General features: G+C 43.3%; 14 protein-coding genes and 2 tRNA genes. 12 read left to right on the forward strand and 4 right to left on the reverse strand.

The window, feature by feature from the left end:
* Window positions 1–208: 208 nt before the first annotated feature.
* The 5 genes from A0126_RS04280 (at window position 209) to A0126_RS04300 (ending at window position 5,194) form a co-directional block, all read left to right on the forward strand.
* Entirely contained in the window at window positions 209–595 is a 387-nt protein-coding gene (locus tag A0126_RS04280; RefSeq protein WP_088836572.1) for a GntR family transcriptional regulator, read from the forward strand.
* Complete coding sequence (locus A0126_RS04285) at window positions 588–1,268, forward strand: ATP-binding cassette domain-containing protein (protein WP_088836573.1); 681 nt, start codon at window positions 588–590, stop codon at window positions 1,266–1,268. The genes A0126_RS04280 and A0126_RS04285 overlap by 8 nt, the downstream gene beginning before the upstream one ends.
* Window positions 1,265–2,086 carry a hypothetical protein gene (locus A0126_RS04290; protein ID WP_088836574.1) on the forward strand — a complete coding sequence of 274 codons (822 nt, stop codon included), beginning with the start codon at window positions 1,265–1,267 and terminating at the stop codon, window positions 2,084–2,086. The genes A0126_RS04285 and A0126_RS04290 overlap by 4 nt, the downstream gene beginning before the upstream one ends.
* Before the next feature lie 12 nt (window positions 2,087–2,098).
* Window positions 2,099–3,196, forward strand: coding sequence for a hypothetical protein (locus A0126_RS04295; RefSeq protein WP_088836575.1), 1,098 nt, complete (start codon window positions 2,099–2,101; stop codon window positions 3,194–3,196).
* A gap of 153 nt (window positions 3,197–3,349) precedes the next feature.
* Window positions 3,350–5,194 (forward strand): EAL domain-containing protein, encoded by a 1,845-nt coding sequence (locus A0126_RS04300; protein ID WP_162288267.1) that lies wholly within the window; start codon window positions 3,350–3,352, stop codon window positions 5,192–5,194.
* 12 nt (window positions 5,195–5,206) lie between these two features.
* On the opposite strand, the gene A0126_RS04305 is transcribed toward A0126_RS04300, so the two are convergent.
* From A0126_RS04305 to A0126_RS04320, 4 genes are all read right to left on the reverse strand, one after another.
* Window positions 5,207–6,283 (reverse strand): GGDEF domain-containing protein, encoded by a 1,077-nt coding sequence (locus tag A0126_RS04305; RefSeq protein WP_088836577.1) that lies wholly within the window; start codon window positions 6,281–6,283, stop codon window positions 5,207–5,209.
* Window positions 6,284–6,410: 127 nt separating this feature from the next.
* Entirely contained in the window at window positions 6,411–6,989 is a 579-nt protein-coding gene (locus A0126_RS04310; protein WP_235195212.1) for a 5' nucleotidase, NT5C type, read from the reverse strand.
* 93 nt (window positions 6,990–7,082) lie between these two features.
* Entirely contained in the window at window positions 7,083–8,192 is a 1,110-nt protein-coding gene (gene ispG / locus A0126_RS04315) for a flavodoxin-dependent (E)-4-hydroxy-3-methylbut-2-enyl-diphosphate synthase (RefSeq protein ID WP_029332972.1), read from the reverse strand.
* Between the two features lie 182 nt (window positions 8,193–8,374).
* Complete coding sequence (locus A0126_RS04320; protein WP_088836578.1) at window positions 8,375–8,848, reverse strand: hypothetical protein; 474 nt, start codon at window positions 8,846–8,848, stop codon at window positions 8,375–8,377.
* A gap of 224 nt (window positions 8,849–9,072) precedes the next feature.
* Between A0126_RS04320 and A0126_RS04325 the strand changes: the two genes are divergently transcribed.
* The 7 genes from A0126_RS04325 (at window position 9,073) to A0126_RS04355 (ending at window position 16,658) form a co-directional block, all read left to right on the forward strand.
* Window positions 9,073–10,713: a Na/Pi cotransporter family protein gene (locus A0126_RS04325; protein WP_088836579.1), complete on the forward strand. Its 1,641-nt coding sequence runs from the start codon at window positions 9,073–9,075 to the stop codon at window positions 10,711–10,713.
* A gap of 121 nt (window positions 10,714–10,834) precedes the next feature.
* Window positions 10,835–10,908: transfer RNA gene (locus tag A0126_RS04330), tRNA-Met, on the forward strand.
* 12 nt (window positions 10,909–10,920) lie between these two features.
* A tRNA-Ile gene (locus A0126_RS04335) sits at window positions 10,921–10,994 on the forward strand.
* A 115-nt stretch (window positions 10,995–11,109) separates the two neighbouring features.
* Window positions 11,110–12,570, forward strand: a complete 1,461-nt coding sequence (locus A0126_RS04340) for an alpha-amylase (RefSeq protein WP_088836580.1) — start codon at window positions 11,110–11,112, stop codon at window positions 12,568–12,570.
* Between the two features lie 93 nt (window positions 12,571–12,663).
* Complete coding sequence (locus tag A0126_RS04345) at window positions 12,664–13,272, forward strand: superoxide dismutase (protein ID WP_088836581.1); 609 nt, start codon at window positions 12,664–12,666, stop codon at window positions 13,270–13,272.
* A 144-nt stretch (window positions 13,273–13,416) separates the two neighbouring features.
* A complete protein-coding gene (locus A0126_RS04350) occupies window positions 13,417–15,489 on the forward strand; it encodes a peptidoglycan D,D-transpeptidase FtsI family protein (protein WP_088836582.1) in 2,073 nt (690 codons plus the stop codon).
* A 224-nt stretch (window positions 15,490–15,713) separates the two neighbouring features.
* Complete coding sequence (locus tag A0126_RS04355; protein ID WP_088836583.1) at window positions 15,714–16,658, forward strand: PstS family phosphate ABC transporter substrate-binding protein; 945 nt, start codon at window positions 15,714–15,716, stop codon at window positions 16,656–16,658.
* Window positions 16,659–16,692 lie beyond the last annotated feature (34 nt).

Here is a 16,692-nt window from a genome sequence, read left to right on the forward strand (position 1 = left end):
AAGCGGAATGTTGCCGCTTTGAATACGAGTCAAGACAGGGAAGCGCGACATGCCTTCATACCCATCCGACTCCTCAAGTTTGTTTACACCCTAAAATCACTTCGAAAAAGAAGTGATTTTTTTTATTGACCCGTGACTGTATTACAAGTATCATACAGTCATAAGGTGTATTAGTGTTTTAATACAGTATAACGATGGAGGTGGCAACATGCCGATGCAATTCGATCAACGGAGTCCTGTCTACCTACAAGTCATCCGGTGGTTTAAAGAACGAATCGCGACGGAAGAGTTGAAACGTGGTCAGGAGATTCCTTCACGACGCGAAATCGCTGCTCAACTAGGAATCAATCCGAACACCGCTCAAAAAGCATATAAGGAAATGGAGGAACAACACTTGATTACGACTGAACGAAATGTCCCGAGTAAAATTACGATGGATCCGGAAGTTGTCTCGAAGGTCCGGGCGGAATTGTTAAATGAAGCAGTCGAACAGTTTGTGCATTCAATCCAGGCGATTCAAGTCCCGCTTGATGAAGTCGTCATGAAAATCGAACACCTATACGAAACGAAAGAACGGGGGAAAATCGATGCTTGAGGTACATGGTCTAAAAAAACGCTTTGGACGAAAACGTCCCGTTTTGAACGGTGTATCGTTTTCTGTCAAACCGGATACGTTAACGTGTTTAATCGGTTTAAACGGGGAAGGGAAATCGACGATTCTTAAAGGCATCGTCGGTCTGATTCCGATGGACGCCGGCAGTATCATCGTCGACGGGACGACGTCGCGCGAAAAAATCGCTTTTGTGCCGGACGTCCAGACGATGCCGAGCTATATGACCATCGGGGATGCGCTTACATACATGAACGATTATTATCCGGACTGGAACGAGCAGACGGCAGATGAATTGATGGCGACGTTCAAACTGCTGTCGACGGATAAAATTAATGAGCTCTCAAAAGGAAATCAGGCAAAGGTCAATTTATTACTCGGTTTTGCCCTCGATCGGCCGTATCTGTTGCTGGACGAACCGTTTGCCGGGATTGATTTGTTTACGAAAGAACAGATTGCCTGGATTTTTTCGAGTCATTATATGGAAGGGCGCGGCATCTTGATGACGACGCATGAAATCGTCGAAGTCGAGCATTTGATTGACCGTGTGATTTTTTTACAGGACGGACAAATCATTGATGAACACGATACGGAAGAAATGCGGGAAATTCACGGGAAATCCGTCCAAGACCGGATGCGGGAGGTGTATCAGCGATGAAAAAGTATTTGATGTTAACGAATGAAGAAATCAAACGGAGCAGTAAATTGTATTTAATCGTAGTCGGTGCATTAATCGTGCTTGAACTACTGTCAGTCGTCGTCAAGACGATGTTATACGAACGAAGCATCGAGACGTTCATGCGGATGAACCAAGCCTCCGAACTCGAAGCGGTCAATTCGTATGGAAAATTTTCTTTTGCGGCAGCGACCTCGATTTTTGATTACATCATGATGATTGGTGTCGCATATATCTTAGTACTCGCCTTGCAAATTTGGTACCGTGAATGGATTGGGGAATCAAAACATATCTATCGACTCTTACTTTTACCGGGCAGTCGGGTGTCAATCTACTTTGCGAAGCTGACGACGGTCCTGCTCGTGACGGTGAGTTTAATCGGTTTGCAGTGGCTGACGGTTATCGCAAGTTACGGTCTGTTTGATTGGTTGTTACCAGAATCACATAAATTACCAACCGGTCTGATTAAAGATGGGAGTCTGTTGCAAATGTTTTATTCGATGAATATCGAGGATGTCTTCATCTTATTGATGATGTCCTGTGCCGTCATCAATCTGTTGTTTTTCATCGTCCTGATTGAGCGGTCGTTCCGAAAATCACGGGCGATGATCCAGCTGATAGCTGAAGCGATGATTTTAATCCTGCCATTCGGACTCGTGATGTATATCATGGAAGGTCCACTGTCCGGTTTATTGTTAAGAGTAGAATACGTGACGTTGTATCTTGTCTTATTATCGATCGGCTTCTTCTATATCGGCTTTAGAAGCATTCGCTTAGTCCAAAACAAACTATCCGTTTAAGGGGGGAACATGATGCGACGCTTTCAATACTTAGTGGTGTTACTCGTTATCTGTCTAGTGAGTTTGACGAGTTACTATGGTTACACGGCAACGATTCAAACGGCGGATTACACCGTCAAGCACATAGAAGGAGACGTAAAGGGGACGAAGCTTGCGAAACTGCATCTGATTCTGCAGTCGACAGCGAAAGGTAAAAACGTCTATTCCGATGTATCGTTAGATGGGACAGTCAAAAAAAATGGCGACAATTATCTTGAAGGAATACTTGGAAACAGAGAGTTTAACCCGATTCTAAAAACAGACGCCAAGGATTTTTTTCGGGCAGATGAAACACTCAGTGAAGATGCCGACTATCTGTATGGCATCCGTACGGCCGAAAAGGAACTGGAATTAAAGATGTGGGATAAACAGACGAAACGGCTGACAGAAATGACACTCCCGTTTCCGTCTACCGTCAAGACGGGATACGGGACAGGTAGCGTACGCGTCATCAACCGAATGGATAAGACACTTTATATCCAAGTCGATGCGTACAGAAAAAATCACGAGACCAATCAATTGATGCAAGTGGACTATCAACAGAAAAAAATCAAGCCGGTCCGACTCGCTTCACCGGCAATCAAAAAGAACGAATTCAGAAACTACTTAACGGCCGGGCCGGATCGCGTCATCTATGTGCAACAATTCATTGATGAAAATAACGATTCGGAAATTCAGGAAACGTATCTTGAAGATGACGGGAAACACGTCCGACCAATCGAGAAGTTAAATAAAACGAATCAATCCTTCGTTGCGATGGGCAACGGCGAACGATTGATCGCTTATAATGAAAATGAAGAAACAAACGAACTGCAATGGACCGTCTATGACACTGCAACGAAGCAAGTGACAAAGGATGCAATCAGGCTTGAAGCGGCGGAGAAAAAGATGGAATCGATTAACGAAGCATTTGCAGACAACCAGTTTTATTTCGTCTCCAAGATGAACGACTATGATTATCAAGTCCGTGTCGTCGATATCTTGTCAGGGGACGTCATCTATGTCGGACAGATTCGCGATAAAAATCAAGTGAAGTCAAGCGCCATCATCACCAGCTTTTTTGGATATTAAATCAAATCAGACATGTTCAGCTGTGTAAAAACAGAAGAACATGTCTTTTTAAGTAAAAAATTGACACATAACGTAAGACAGGAGTATCATCAAGCGATGTCGAATAAAAAAATGACTACCTCAATGACAATCGGAAATGAAAGGAGGAGACGTATGCCGCTTAGCACGACGACTGATACCACTATCGCACAACAACACTGGATGGGAAATTTTGCGTTGTTCATGATGACAGCAGGAGCTTTGATTTTTTTAGGGACGACGGATGATGTATTACAAAATGCGTATCTTAATCGATCAACGATCATCATACTGCTTTTAGTGATCGGGATAACGACGTTTATCATTAGTCGAAGTCATATCGCGTCAAAATATCAATCGCATCTCCTCTCCATCATGTTACTGATTGTGCCGATCATCTCGATTAATTTGTTACCATATGCTGCCGTCACAGCTTGGGCAAGTTGTTTTTTATTTTTAATGATTGCCTTGATCTCGTACAACCGGATTGTGATGTGGTATACGATTGTCGTCGTACTAGCGACGAATCTGTTTATCATGTTCAATACAACGACGACTCTGGTGGAAATCGACTCTTCAGATCATGTCGCACGGCTCGGGATGGTTACGATTGGAATTTGCATTGCGCTAATCATCAATCATTTACATATACGAAATTTAAGTCAATTGCACTCGCTTGCTAATCAACTTGATGAGGCCGCAAAACGTGATCCGCAAACAGAATTATTGAATATGCGTGGATTAGAAGATTTTTTTGATGATGCTAACCGTCAACATTTACTGCTCATCGGTATTCACCTTGAGAATTATTATGAATTGGCACGCTATTTTGGAGAAGACATACAAGCTCGTGTCTTGTTTGAATGTATCGAACGACTCCAATCATTACTTCCACCTTACTTAGCACTTGTGCGGATTGAAGGAGGGACGCTTGCTGTCGTCATGGAAAAACCTGAAGGTGTTTCCTGTCATGATGAGATGGAGTTACTTAGTCAAAAAATGTCTGCGCCCTATCAGATAGACCTCCATCAAATTTATGTCAATCTGTATATCGTAATTGATGACGGCGATACGTTGCAAAAAAGTTGGATGAAACGAGTTCAACAAGTGAATTCTGCGCTACAAGAATCCGTTCAAAATGATAAAAAAGTCATGTGTATCGATCAAACATGGCGCTGTGAACAAACATTACGTGTCGAAGCTGCGCGCGCCTTATCACTTGCTGAAGTCAATCGAGATTTTTATTTAGTCTATCAGCTACAGTACGATTCGAATCAACAGACCTTTGTTGGACTTGAAGCACTCGTTCGCTGGAAAACGGAGTTGTCTAAAGCGAATCAACCATCCGTCTTCATCCCGATTGCTGAAAAAAGTGACTTAATCATTCGTCTAGGCGAATGGATTTTTGAAGAAGGCTGTAAGACAAGAAAACGATTGATCGGTCTTGTGCCAGAGAATTTTACGGTATCAGTGAATGTGTCACCACGCCAATTGACGAACGAATCGTTCATGCCCTTTATTGAACGGATGCTACTTAAGTATTCGCTTAAACCGCAACAAATCAAAATCGAGATTACGGAAAGTCAGTCGCTCGATTTTGAGAGCCAGCCGATTCTTCGGGCATTACGGCGGATAAAAACACTTGATTTTCCAGTGTCGTTAGATGACTTTGGAACAGGTCATGCTTCTTACCATGTATTGGAACGGTTGTTACCTTTGCGCCAATTAAAAATACCGAAACAGTTCATTGAACAAATTGAAGAATCAGCAAAACGCCAGTCCATCCTTGAATCGATTTTCCAATTGACACGTTCGATGAATGTCGAGTGTATCGTCGAAGGGGTAGAGACAGGAGAAGAAGTTCAAATTGCCAAAGATATTGGGATTCATCTTTTTCAAGGTTACTTTTTTGCAAAACCAGTTTCGCTAACAGATATCATTCTTTTATTAGAAAGCAAAAATAAGGAAGCGATGGATTAAGTCCATGCTTCCTTATTTATCGTATAACATGACCTGGTTACGGCCGTTGTCTTTTGCAGCATAGAGCGCGGTATCCGCTTGTTTAAAAACGATTCCGGCTGCCTGATTTTTCGCGTAGGCGACACCGGCGGAAACAGTAATCGTCAAGGCGTGGTCTTGCATGACGAACGGTGTATCGGTGACGGATTGAACGAGTTGTCTTGCGAGTCGCGTCGGTGAAACCGTAAATGTATTCGGAATGACGACGATAAACTCTTCGCCACCGTAGCGACCGACCGTGATACTATCCGGGCACTCCTGTGTGAGTAAAACGGAAAAATGACGTAATACAGCATCTCCGACAGCATGACCATATTGATCATTGACTGACTTAAAGTGGTCAAGATCGAAGATGATCACACCCCAAGGTGCCTTCGCTTCTACAAGAGCCTGTACTTTTTCCATGATAACGTGACGGTTCGCGAGGCGCGTCAGTTCATCGGTCGAAGCCAAATAGGACTGGTACGCGTAAAGAACGAAGTGTCCTTGTAACATATATGAAAGATGATAAAAAAGAATCGAGGCGCCAATTGTGATTAAGAAATACGGCAAAAAAATCGTCTGCCATGCATGAGGTTGTGAAGGGCCGAGCAACATGCGTAAGAGAACCAAGGTAGAGCCTATCGTTACAATTACAGTGAAGAGTCGCCCTTTATGTTTGATGAGTTGAGCACAGAGGATGATAAGCACGGTAAATCCGGTCAGCATCACTAGAGAATTTTGTAAGGCACTAACGGATTCACCCCCACTGATGAGGACACGATACAGCAGTAAAATAATTCCTGTCGTCACAATGCTGACTGGCCCCCCGTATAGAGCGGATAGAGCGAGCGGCAGCAGTCGTAAATCAATCAATGATCCATTGATTGAGATGGAGTTATGCATCAGTAAAATGCCGGTTAAACCATTTGCTAAACCAAAATACAAGCGCGTTGAACGCTTGGAGTCATACTGGATCGGGAGTCGATTTCGCATCAAATAAAATGTGACAGATAGTATTAAAAATATAATGCATATGTTCGTGAAAAAAATATTCAACGTCGATAACATAAAAAAATCCTTTCAGCTAATAGAAGATGACTCGAGACAAAACGTAACGAATTCATGATAATTGTACGATAACGTAGACGGATTATGTATAAAAAATGGAAAAAAAACAGCCGGATAAGGCTGTTTTTTAACGGATTGGAGCGAATTTATAAATCGTTTGAACGGCTTCATCCCAAGAAGAAACACGAATGATGTTCTCTGGAAGTGCTTTTCGATTGTAAGGAGCATCGAACAAAATAACTGGAATTGACGTATCTTCCGCAATTTGTAACGCATTCTCTAATCGATCCTCCATGAATAAATCGAGTGATAGATCACGTACAACTTGAACCTTGTCATGCGACCCGGTCATGATGAGCGAGTCGAGTGGTAACTCATGGCGCGCAATCCATTCTTCCGTAACCGGTCGAACGATTTCTGAGCGTGCCGTTACGTAGTGCAAATCAAAATGTTGACGTAATTCCCATAAATGTTTTTGGACAAATGCCTGAGGCGTAGATTCTCGATAAATACCGAGCTCATGACCAGACTTGACCATGAATTCCCAAAACTCGATTTGTCCCATATCCGTATACGTATGCAATTCATATTCGGATGCCATTTCGAAGTCAATCGAAGTTCCTAAATACTTGTTCATATAGTTAAAACATGAAGACGGGTGCGTAATCGTCCCATCGATATCGATGCCGATTTTCAATTGGATCACCTGCGTTCCTTAAATTTCTGTCATTAGTATAACATAGTCGAAAAACGGATATGAAAAGAACCCTCTTCAATTAAAAAGAGGGCTCTTCAACAATTAAACTTGGTTGGCTTTCGCCGCTTCTTTTTCAGCTTCTTTTTCAAGAACGATTGCATCGATTTCTTTTTTCAATTCTTCGACCATCGTCGCTTCAGGTACTTTACGGATAATTTCTCCGTGGCGGAATAGAAGCCCTTCGTTACGTGCTCCGGCAATTCCGATATCCGCTTCACGTGCTTCACCAGGACCGTTGACGGCACAGCCGAGTACAGCAACTTTGATGTTGACTTGAATCTTATCGATATAATCCTCGATTTCTGCCGCAATCGCCATCAAGTCGATTTCAATCCGACCGCATGTTGGGCAAGAAATCAATGTTGCTGCGTTTGCTGCGAGACCAAATGATTTCAAGACTTCTTTTGCGACTTTCACTTCTTCGACCGGATCAGCTGATAGTGAGACACGGACCGTGTTCCCGATACCGCGTGAAAGAATCGCACCAAGACCAGCAGCGGATTTTAATGAACCAGTACGTAAAGGACCTGACTCTGTAATACCGACATGAAGTGGGTAGTCAAATGATTCAGATGCTAACTGATAAGCTTCAAGCGCAAGCTGAACGTCAGATGCTTTAAGCGAAACAATGATGTCATGGAAGTCAAGGTCTTCAAGAATCTTAATGTGGTGTAAGGCACTTTCGACCATACCACGTGCTGTTGGGTATCCGTATTTCTCAAGAATGTGTTTCTCGAGTGAACCAGCGTTGACACCAATCCGGATTGGAATATTTTTAGCTTTTGCAGCTGTGACGACCGCTTCAACTTTTTCGCGACGACCGATGTTACCCGGGTTGATCCGGATTTTGTCGACGCCTGCTTCGATTGCCATGAGCGCAAGTTTATAGTTGAAATGAATGTCGACGACAAGCGGAATGTTGATTCGGCTTTTGATTTCAGCGAGCGCAAGTGCGTCACGTTCTTCTGGACAAGCAACGCGGACGATTTGGCATCCGGCTTCTTCAAGTCGTAAGATTTCAGCGACAGTCGCTTCGACGTCGTGTGTTTTTGTTGTTGTCATACTTTGAATGATGACTTCATTATTTCCACCAATGACAAGGTCCCCAACACGAACGGGACGAGTCTTAGAGCGATGGACCATTTTCGGCATATCGAAAATCTCCTTTTGTGGCATAGCGCCATATTGTGTAAGTTTACCTTCTCTATCATATCGAACTATTCCCTAAAAATCGAGAAACAAGAACGAAATTCGAACATTTACAATTCTTTAATAGAAATAAGCAACTGTCAATCCGCCGGTAGACGGAGCTGAGACGAAGAAGTAAGGCAGAATCACGACTTTGGACGAGTATTTTTTTTTCGCTTCCGCGCTGAGAAAACGGGCAGTAAAGAATAAATGAAGTGACCGACTAATAGGAGCGTCACCCCAAGTGCTGTGAATCCGAGCTGATAACAGAGGACACCGACTGGAAAGCTCCATAAGTTAGCAGCAACCGTATACGGAAAAACTTGCCGGTACGCCCATGGTCTTTTGAGTATCCAATCAATCAACCAACGATTCAAATACGACATCAATAGAAGAAACAGTAAAAGCGCGATGGCGACGAAAATGAAATGGAGCATAAACCAGACGATGAATGGAACCGTTTTGATGATAAATATACTATCGATGACTGTCGTCCAAAATGAAATCCACGCTAATCCACAAAAATAAAGGGAGACATCGGCAAGGCGAGTCTTTAAAAAAGATCGGTTTGGAACTAAGGTGGTTTGTAAATAATTAATAAATTGTCTTAAAAAAATCATGATAACACTCTTTTCTCTGTTTCATAACAGTGGTGTAGTGAGCGTAGGAACGCTTGTAATAAAGGGTTTTCTCTGTTTTGGTACAGGTTAATAAAACCTTAACATTCAAATGTTGATAAAACTATTTACAAGTTCAACGGACCTTTACATAATAGGAGAGGTTGAAACAATAAAATCTTAACAAAAAATCAATCCCACTTTTTTAGATATGAGGAGATGAAACGATGAATTATGATTTGCAGGAAATGATTTTCACTTTTATTGGTGGACTCGGTATTTTCCTATTCGGTATTAAGTATATGGGAGATGGGCTCCAAAAAACAGCAGGGGACCGACTTCGTTACATTTTAGACAAATACACATCGAACCCGTTACTCGGAATTCTTGCCGGTATTGTCGTCACGGTCTTGATTCAATCATCGTCAGGTACGACCGTTATCGTCGTTGGACTCGTCAGCGCGGGTCTGATGAATTTACGTCAAGCAATCGGTGTCGTCATGGGGGCGAATATCGGAACGACGATCACGGCCTTCATCATCGGCTTTAACGTCAAGGAAGCAGCCCTTCCTGCAATCGCGCTTGGTGCGTTTCTCATCTTCTTCTTCAATAAAGAACGGATTCAATACATCGGACAAATCTTCTTCGGTTTCGGTGCCTTGTTCTATGGTTTGACATTGATGGGTGACGGCATGAAACCACTTCAATCAAGTGAGTGGTTCCGTGAACTGACGATTTCGATGTCAGATAATCCGTTACTCGGTGTGTTCGTTGGGACGGTCTTTACGTTCCTTGTCCAGTCGTCCTCTGCGACGATTGGTATTTTGCAGGAGCTATACTCTGGTGGCATGATTGATATCAAAGCAGCCCTCCCGATTTTATTCGGGGATAATATCGGAACAACGATCACGGCAGTACTCGCAGCACTCGGTGCATCGATTGCCGCAAAACGGACAGCAGCAGCACACGTCATCTTCAATATCGTCGGTACGATTATTTTCTTAGTCGCCTTACCTTTGTTCTCGACGTTCATCGCTTGGATCACAGGTGTACTCAATCTTGAACCGAAAATGCAAATTGCCTTTGCACACGGTACGTTCAATGTCGTCAACACATTGATTCAATGTTGGTTCATCGCACAAATCGCATGGCTTGTTAAAAAGGTCGTTCCGGGAACAGACACGACAGTCGATTCAAAACCACGTCATTTGGATCAAAACATCTTGAATCAATCGTCTTCACTTGCGCTTAACCAAGCAAAAATGGAAGTCTTACGGATGGGTGAGTTCTCGAAAGAAGCACTCGGTAAAGCACATCGCTACACGCAATCCCATGATAAAAAAGATGTTTCTGACGCTGGTCAGATTGAATATGCAATCAACCATTTGAACACGGAAGTCACGAACTACCTTGTCAAAGTGGCGGCGAACGATCTTTCTGAACGTGAATCGAATGACCATTCGCTCTTAATGCATGCGGTCAATGACTTCGAACGGATTGGTGATCATGTCGAAAACGTAATCGAACTCGTTGACTTCCAAATCGTCAACCGGATTGAATTTACGCCAAAAGCGAAAAAAGAGTTGGATGAAATGTACGTTCTAACACAAAAAATCGTCGATACGGCAATCAAAGCAGTTGAACGTGATGATGTTTCGTTAGCACGCCAAGTCCTTGAATTAGAAGGGAAACTCGATTCACTCGAGCGTTCATTCCGTAAACACCACGTCTTACGCGTCAATGCCGGGGAGTGTACAGGTCAAGCGGGTATGATTTTTGTTGATCTGTTATCGAACCTCGAACGGATTGGCGATCACGCCGTCAATATTACAGATTTAGTACTCGAACAACGTTCGGGAACGGCTTGAATGAAATGAATATAAGCGGGAGGGACTTCTGTAAAGAAGTCTCTCTTTATTTTTGTGAAATAATTTATTGACATTTTAGATGCTTTCCATTAATCTAATTGTAGTTGTTTTAATTCATTATGGCGGTGTAGCTCAGCTGGCTAGAGCGTACGGTTCATACCCGTGAGGTCGTGGGTTCGACTCCCTCCGCCGCTACTATTTATTTAAGGACCCTTAGCTCAGCTGGTTAGAGCTGACGGCTCATAACCGTCCGGTCGCAGGTTCGAGTCCTGCAGGGTCCATTTAATAAACGCACACTCCTGTTTAGGGGTGTGCGTTTATTTTTGTTCGCTTGGGGAATATTAAAGATATTGTAATAATATTCATACTATAGTAATTGAGGGAGAGCGAAGAGAGATGGAACGTAACCATACAATGATGCAGTTTTTCGAGTGGCATGTAGAAAATGATGGGAAGCATTGGCAACGTTTAAAAGAGAGAGCGCCGGAGCTTCGTGCTGCAGGCATCACATCTGTTTGGATTCCACCAGCTTCTAAGGGGCAATCAGATGAAGACACAGGGTATGGGATATACGATGTTTATGATTTAGGTGAGTTCGATCAAAAAGGAACGGTTCGGACGAAATACGGGACGAAAGACGAACTACTTGAAGCAATTCAAGTGGCACATGAAAATGATATCGCTGTTTATGCCGATGTCGTCATGAACCATAAGGCGGCAGCAGATGAACTGGAGACGATTAATGTCGTCGAAGTTAACCCAGAAGATCGGTCGAAAGAAATTTCAGAAGAATTCGAAATCGATGCATGGACAAAATTTACTTTCCCAGGACGTGACGGGAAGTATTCTGATTTTGTTTGGAATCATGAATTCTTTAACGGAACGGATTTTGATGCGCGAGAAGAAAGAACCGGCGTCTTCAAAATTTCCGGAAAAAATAAAGACTGGAACAACCAAGTCGATAGCGAATTCGGGAACTATGATTACTTGATGTTTGCGAACATCGATTACAATCATCCTGAAGTCCGCAAGGAAATGATCGACTGGGGGCACTGGTTCAAGGATACACTCGATTGCCAAGGATTCCGACTCGATGCAATCAAGCATATCAATTACGAATTCGTCAATGAATTCGCGAAATCAATGATGGGTGAAAATCCAGAAGATTTTTATATGGTCGGTGAATTTTGGAAATCTGACTTAGATGATTGTCGTCACTTCTTAGATAGCGTCGACTATACAATTGATTTATTCGATGTTCCGCTTCATTATAAGTTCCACGAAGCATCAGAACAGGGGAAAAAATTTGATTTGACGATGCTCTTCGCAGATACACTTGTTGAGTCGCATCCGACGAATGCTGTTACATTCGTTGACAACCATGATTCGCAACCAGGCGAATCGCTTGAGTCGTGGGTCGATGATTGGTTTAAACAACATGCTTACGCATCCGTTCTCCTTCGTAAAGACGGTTATCCGTGTGTCTTTTACGGCGATTATTACGGTGTACAAGGACCACATCCAGTCGAAGGTAAAAAAGAGATGATCGATGCATTGCTGTACGCCCGCTACCATAAAGCATACGGGAAACAAGAAGATTATCTCGATGATCCACACTGTGTCGGTTGGGTCCGTCACGGAGTCGAAGAGTTCCCGAACTCGGGTTGTGCCGTACTATTGTCAAATGCAGACATGTGTGAAAAACGGATGTTCGTCGGAGAAGATCGTGCTGGTGAAGAATGGTTCGATTACACAAATCACCAAGATGAGCCTGTCGTCATCGATGAAGAAGGATTTGGTGTTTTCCCTGTTCCGGGTGGTGGTGTCTCTGTATTCGCACCACGCGATGAACAATAAAATGTAAGGGTCATTACTTGCGTTATACCCGTCATTTTTGCTAGTCTTAAAAGGTATTGAAGTTCCGAAAATAGGATAAAGGGGGACATGAAAATGTCAAAATTTGAATTACCAGAACTCGGCTACGCTTATGATGCGCTTGAGCCACATATCGATGCTCGTACGATGGAGATTCACCACTCGAAACACCATAATGCTTACGTCACGAACGTCAACGCGGCGCTCGAAGGCTCGGAACACGAAGGGAAATCATTAGAAGAGTTGCTTCAAAACCTTGATGCGCTTCCTGCTGACATTCAAACAGCAGTTCGCAACAACGGTGGCGGTCATTGGAACCACTCATTCTTCTGGAAATTGCTTAAAAAGAACGACGGTGCTGCACCATCAGGCGAACTCGCTTCAGCAATCGATGAAGCATTCGGTTCATTCGATGCATTCAAAGATGCTTTCGCTAAAGCAGCTACAACACGCTTTGGATCTGGTTGGGCATGGCTCATCGTCGAAGGTGGCAAACTTGCTGTCGTTTCGACACCGAACCAAGATACACCAGTCATGGAAGGTAAAACGCCAATTCTCGGACTTGATGTTTGGGAGCATGCATATTACCTGAACTACCAAAACCGTCGTCCGGATTACATCAATGCATTCTTCAATGTCATTGATTGGGATCACGTTGCCAAGCTTTACGCTGACGCAAAATAATCGTTTTTAAATGCTAGAACCGTGTCCCCGGTAAGAGGGCACGGTTCTTTTTTTAATGCGGAAAATGATGGGATAGGTTGTTATGGATTGTTTCCTTCTATATAATGAACAAAGATGACTTTTTGAACGATAGGGGAGTACGCCATGGCGAAACGAATCACGGTAAGAGGAAGACGGCGTAACCACTTGCCGCTTCGATTAAATTTAATGTTCTTTGTTGTTTTTTTATTATTTGCGATTTTGATTTTCCGACTTGGTGTCGTCCAAATTGTCAATGGTGAAAAAATCTCACGAGAAGTTCAAAAAACAGAGATGATCGCTTCCAAGTATGAAGTACCACGCGGGAAAATTTATGACCGCGATGGACGATTGCTCGTCGATACGATTTCAAAATATTCAATTGTCTACCGACGCTCGCAAAATACAAAGGTCGATGAGCGGATTGAAACAGCTTCACGTCTCGCTGCCATCATCAATTTACCGAAAGATGATTGGAAGGTAACGGAACGTGACTTAAAAGATTACTGGATCGCGACCAATACAGAAGAGTCGAAACGTCGTTTTGATGCTGTCATGAAAGAAAAGTATCCGACATTGGAAGAACGAAAAAAGTTATCGATTGCTGAAGAGAATCAAGTCATGCTCGATACAATTACAGAGAAAGATATTGATTATGATGATAAAACAATGGAAATCGTCGCAATCAAACACAATATGGAAGTCGGGTATGCGCTTGATCCACAACTCGTCAAGCTTGGTGCGACGGCAAAAGAGATGGCGATCATTGACGAAAATCTCGAAGACCTAAAAGGTGTTTCTGTGGAACCGTTCTATGAACGATCTTATCCATATGAAGGAACGCTCCGGAACATTTTCGGAAAGTACTCGAAGATTCCTGCTGAGCAACAAGCGGAATACAAGGCAAAAGGGTACAGTTTAAACGATCGGGTCGGAACATCGTTTTTAGAACAACAATATGAAGATTTACTACGCGGTAAACCGGCATATGATGTGTATGAGACGTTTAACGGCGAACCAGTCGGTGAGCCGAACCGCGAAGAAGGAGAGTCTGGAAAAGACCTCGTTCTGACGGTTGACGCGGAATACAACAAACAGGTCGATCAAATCCTCCAACAAGCGATCAAGATGGGTCGCGGCATGGGAAGCGGCTATCTTAAAGAAGGTTATGCGGTCGTGATGAACCCGCAAACGGGTGAAGTTTTAGCGATGTCGGGACAAAAACTCGATACGGCGACGAATAAATTCAGTGACGTCGCAATCAATAATGTTCTGACCTCACTCCAAATCGGATCGACGATTAAAGGGGCGACGGTTGCAATGGGACTTGAAGAAGGCGTCATTCGTCAAAATGAAGTCATCAATGATGCGCCGATTACAATCGGTGGGACGAAGAAGGCTTCTTACGTCAACATGGGGCCGATTACGGATTTGACGGCGCTCGAACGCTCGTCAAACGTATATATGTTCAACATCGCAATGCGGATGGCAAATTATCCGAGTAATGGGATTGCAGGGGCGAGCGTCGATGCTGCTGCAGCCATCATGCAAAACTATTACAGCCAGTTCGGGCTCGGCGTGACGACTGGGATTGATTTACCGTACGAAGCGAAAGGTGTGCAAGGGACACCGGACCGCGTCACGCTCTTGATGGACCGTGTCATCGGGCAATATGACGCGTTCACTCCGTTACAAGTCGCGCAGTATATCTCAACACTCGCGAACGGCGGTTATCGTGTTCAACCACATTTTTTAAAAGAAGTGCTCGCATCGAATTCAATTGAAGAAGATACAAAACAAGTCGAGTATAGCTTCGAAACAAATTACTTGAACCGAATCGAAGTCAGCCAAGACAACATTGATCACGTCCGTGAAGGATTACATCGAGTCGTCAAAGGAGAGCGCGGGACTTCTAAAGTAATTGCGCTGACAGGAATCGATGCGGCGGCTAAGACAGGTACGGCACAGGTAAGCGTATATGGTGAAGACGGGATTGCGTTACGTGACAGCAGTGGTCAGCCGGTTCGTTCATTAAACTCGAACCTTGTCGGTTGGGCGCCGTATGATAATCCAGAGATTGCTTGGGCCGTGTTCCTTCCATATATGGAGCAAGAAACGGTCAACTCGAAAATTGGGCATGATTTAGTGAAGGCGTACTTCAATGTAAAAGATATTCCGTGGCAGACTAAGCCAAATTAACTAGAAGAGCGAAGGTGAGGAAACTCATCTTCGTTTTTTTTATTTGGATTGACCTTTTTTTATAATGTATTTTGAATTGTAAACTGCAAAAAACAAGCCTTTACAATTCTTTTACGTTGGATTCATTTCGTTTTAATAGTTCATCCGTATTATAAGTCTTGTAAGGGAAACGGATAAAAAGTCGTATTGGTATAAGCGACATACTTCGAGGAGGAAATTTAATCATGTCTTGGATGAAAAAAACAGCACTTATCACAACAGTAGCTTCAATCGCAGTAGTCGGTGCAGCATGCGGAAATGACGAAGGAAGCTCTTCGAGTTCGTCGGATCTTTCAGGAAAGATTGCAATTGATGGATCGTCAACAGTTTTTCCAATCATGGAAGCAGTCGGAGAAGAATATTCGATTGAACAGCCAGATGTAAACGTAACGGTCGGTGTGTCTGGGACAGGTGGCGGATTTAAACGCTTCGTCGTCGGTGAAACAGATCTTTCGAACGCTTCACGTGAAATCAAAGAAGAAGAAGCAGCAGAAGCAGAAAAAAATGGAATTGAATATACACGAATGGCACTAGCGCTTGACGGATTAACAGTTGCAGTAAGTAAAGAAAACACATGGGTCAAGGAATTGACGATTGACCAGCTCAATAAAATGTGGCAGGATCCGAACGTCAAAACATGGAAAGATGTCGATTCATCTTACCCAGCAGAACCAATCAAATTCTTCAGCCCTGGTAAAGACTCAGGTACATTCGATTACTTCAATGAGGAAGTAATGGATGAAAAAGATATGCGTAAAGACGTCCAGCTTTCTGAAGATGATAACGTCCTCGTTAAAGGTGTCGAAGGAACAAAAGGCGCAATCGGCTACTTTGGTTATGCGTACTATGCTGAAAACAAAGATAAGTTAAAAGAAGTACCGTTATCGGCTGAAGGAAAAGATGCTGTTGATCCAACACCAGAAACAATCAACGATCTTTCATATCCGTTATCACGTGAAATCTACACGTATGTAAACAACAAATCACTCACTGATAAAAAACAAGTCGCTGACTTCGTGAAATTTACGAATGAAAATGCCGGTGATTTAGCGGAAGAAGTCGGTTACGTCAAAATGAAGCAAGAGCGTTATGACGAAAATGCAAAAGCAATCGAAGATGCAATGAAATAAACATCCGAATAGGAGGGTGACTTAAAAAGGGGGG

Source organism: Exiguobacterium sp. N4-1P, from assembly GCF_002214325.1.

What these genes read in the sequence shown, in the direction of transcription:
- A0126_RS04280 (WP_088836572.1), top strand. Translation starts at nt 209, where the DNA reads ATGCCGATGCAATTCGATCAACGGAGTCCTGTCTACCTACAAGTCATC.
- A0126_RS04285 (WP_088836573.1), top strand. Translation starts at nt 588, where the DNA reads ATGCTTGAGGTACATGGTCTAAAAAAACGCTTTGGACGAAAACGTCCC.
- A0126_RS04290 (WP_088836574.1), top strand. Translation starts at nt 1,265, where the DNA reads ATGAAAAAGTATTTGATGTTAACGAATGAAGAAATCAAACGGAGCAGT.
- A0126_RS04295 (WP_088836575.1), top strand. Translation starts at nt 2,099, where the DNA reads ATGCGACGCTTTCAATACTTAGTGGTGTTACTCGTTATCTGTCTAGTG.
- A0126_RS04300 (WP_162288267.1), top strand. Translation starts at nt 3,350, where the DNA reads ATGCCGCTTAGCACGACGACTGATACCACTATCGCACAACAACACTGG.
- A0126_RS04305 (WP_088836577.1), bottom strand. Translation starts at nt 6,283, where the DNA reads ATGTTATCGACGTTGAATATTTTTTTCACGAACATATGCATTATATTT.
- ispG (WP_029332972.1), bottom strand. Translation starts at nt 8,192, where the DNA reads ATGCCGAAAATGGTCCATCGCTCTAAGACTCGTCCCGTTCGTGTTGGG.
- A0126_RS04320 (WP_088836578.1), bottom strand. Translation starts at nt 8,848, where the DNA reads ATGATTTTTTTAAGACAATTTATTAATTATTTACAAACCACCTTAGTT.
- A0126_RS04325 (WP_088836579.1), top strand. Translation starts at nt 9,073, where the DNA reads ATGAATTATGATTTGCAGGAAATGATTTTCACTTTTATTGGTGGACTC.
- A0126_RS04340 (WP_088836580.1), top strand. Translation starts at nt 11,110, where the DNA reads ATGGAACGTAACCATACAATGATGCAGTTTTTCGAGTGGCATGTAGAA.
- A0126_RS04345 (WP_088836581.1), top strand. Translation starts at nt 12,664, where the DNA reads ATGTCAAAATTTGAATTACCAGAACTCGGCTACGCTTATGATGCGCTT.
- A0126_RS04350 (WP_088836582.1), top strand. Translation starts at nt 13,417, where the DNA reads ATGGCGAAACGAATCACGGTAAGAGGAAGACGGCGTAACCACTTGCCG.
- A0126_RS04355 (WP_088836583.1), top strand. Translation starts at nt 15,714, where the DNA reads ATGTCTTGGATGAAAAAAACAGCACTTATCACAACAGTAGCTTCAATC.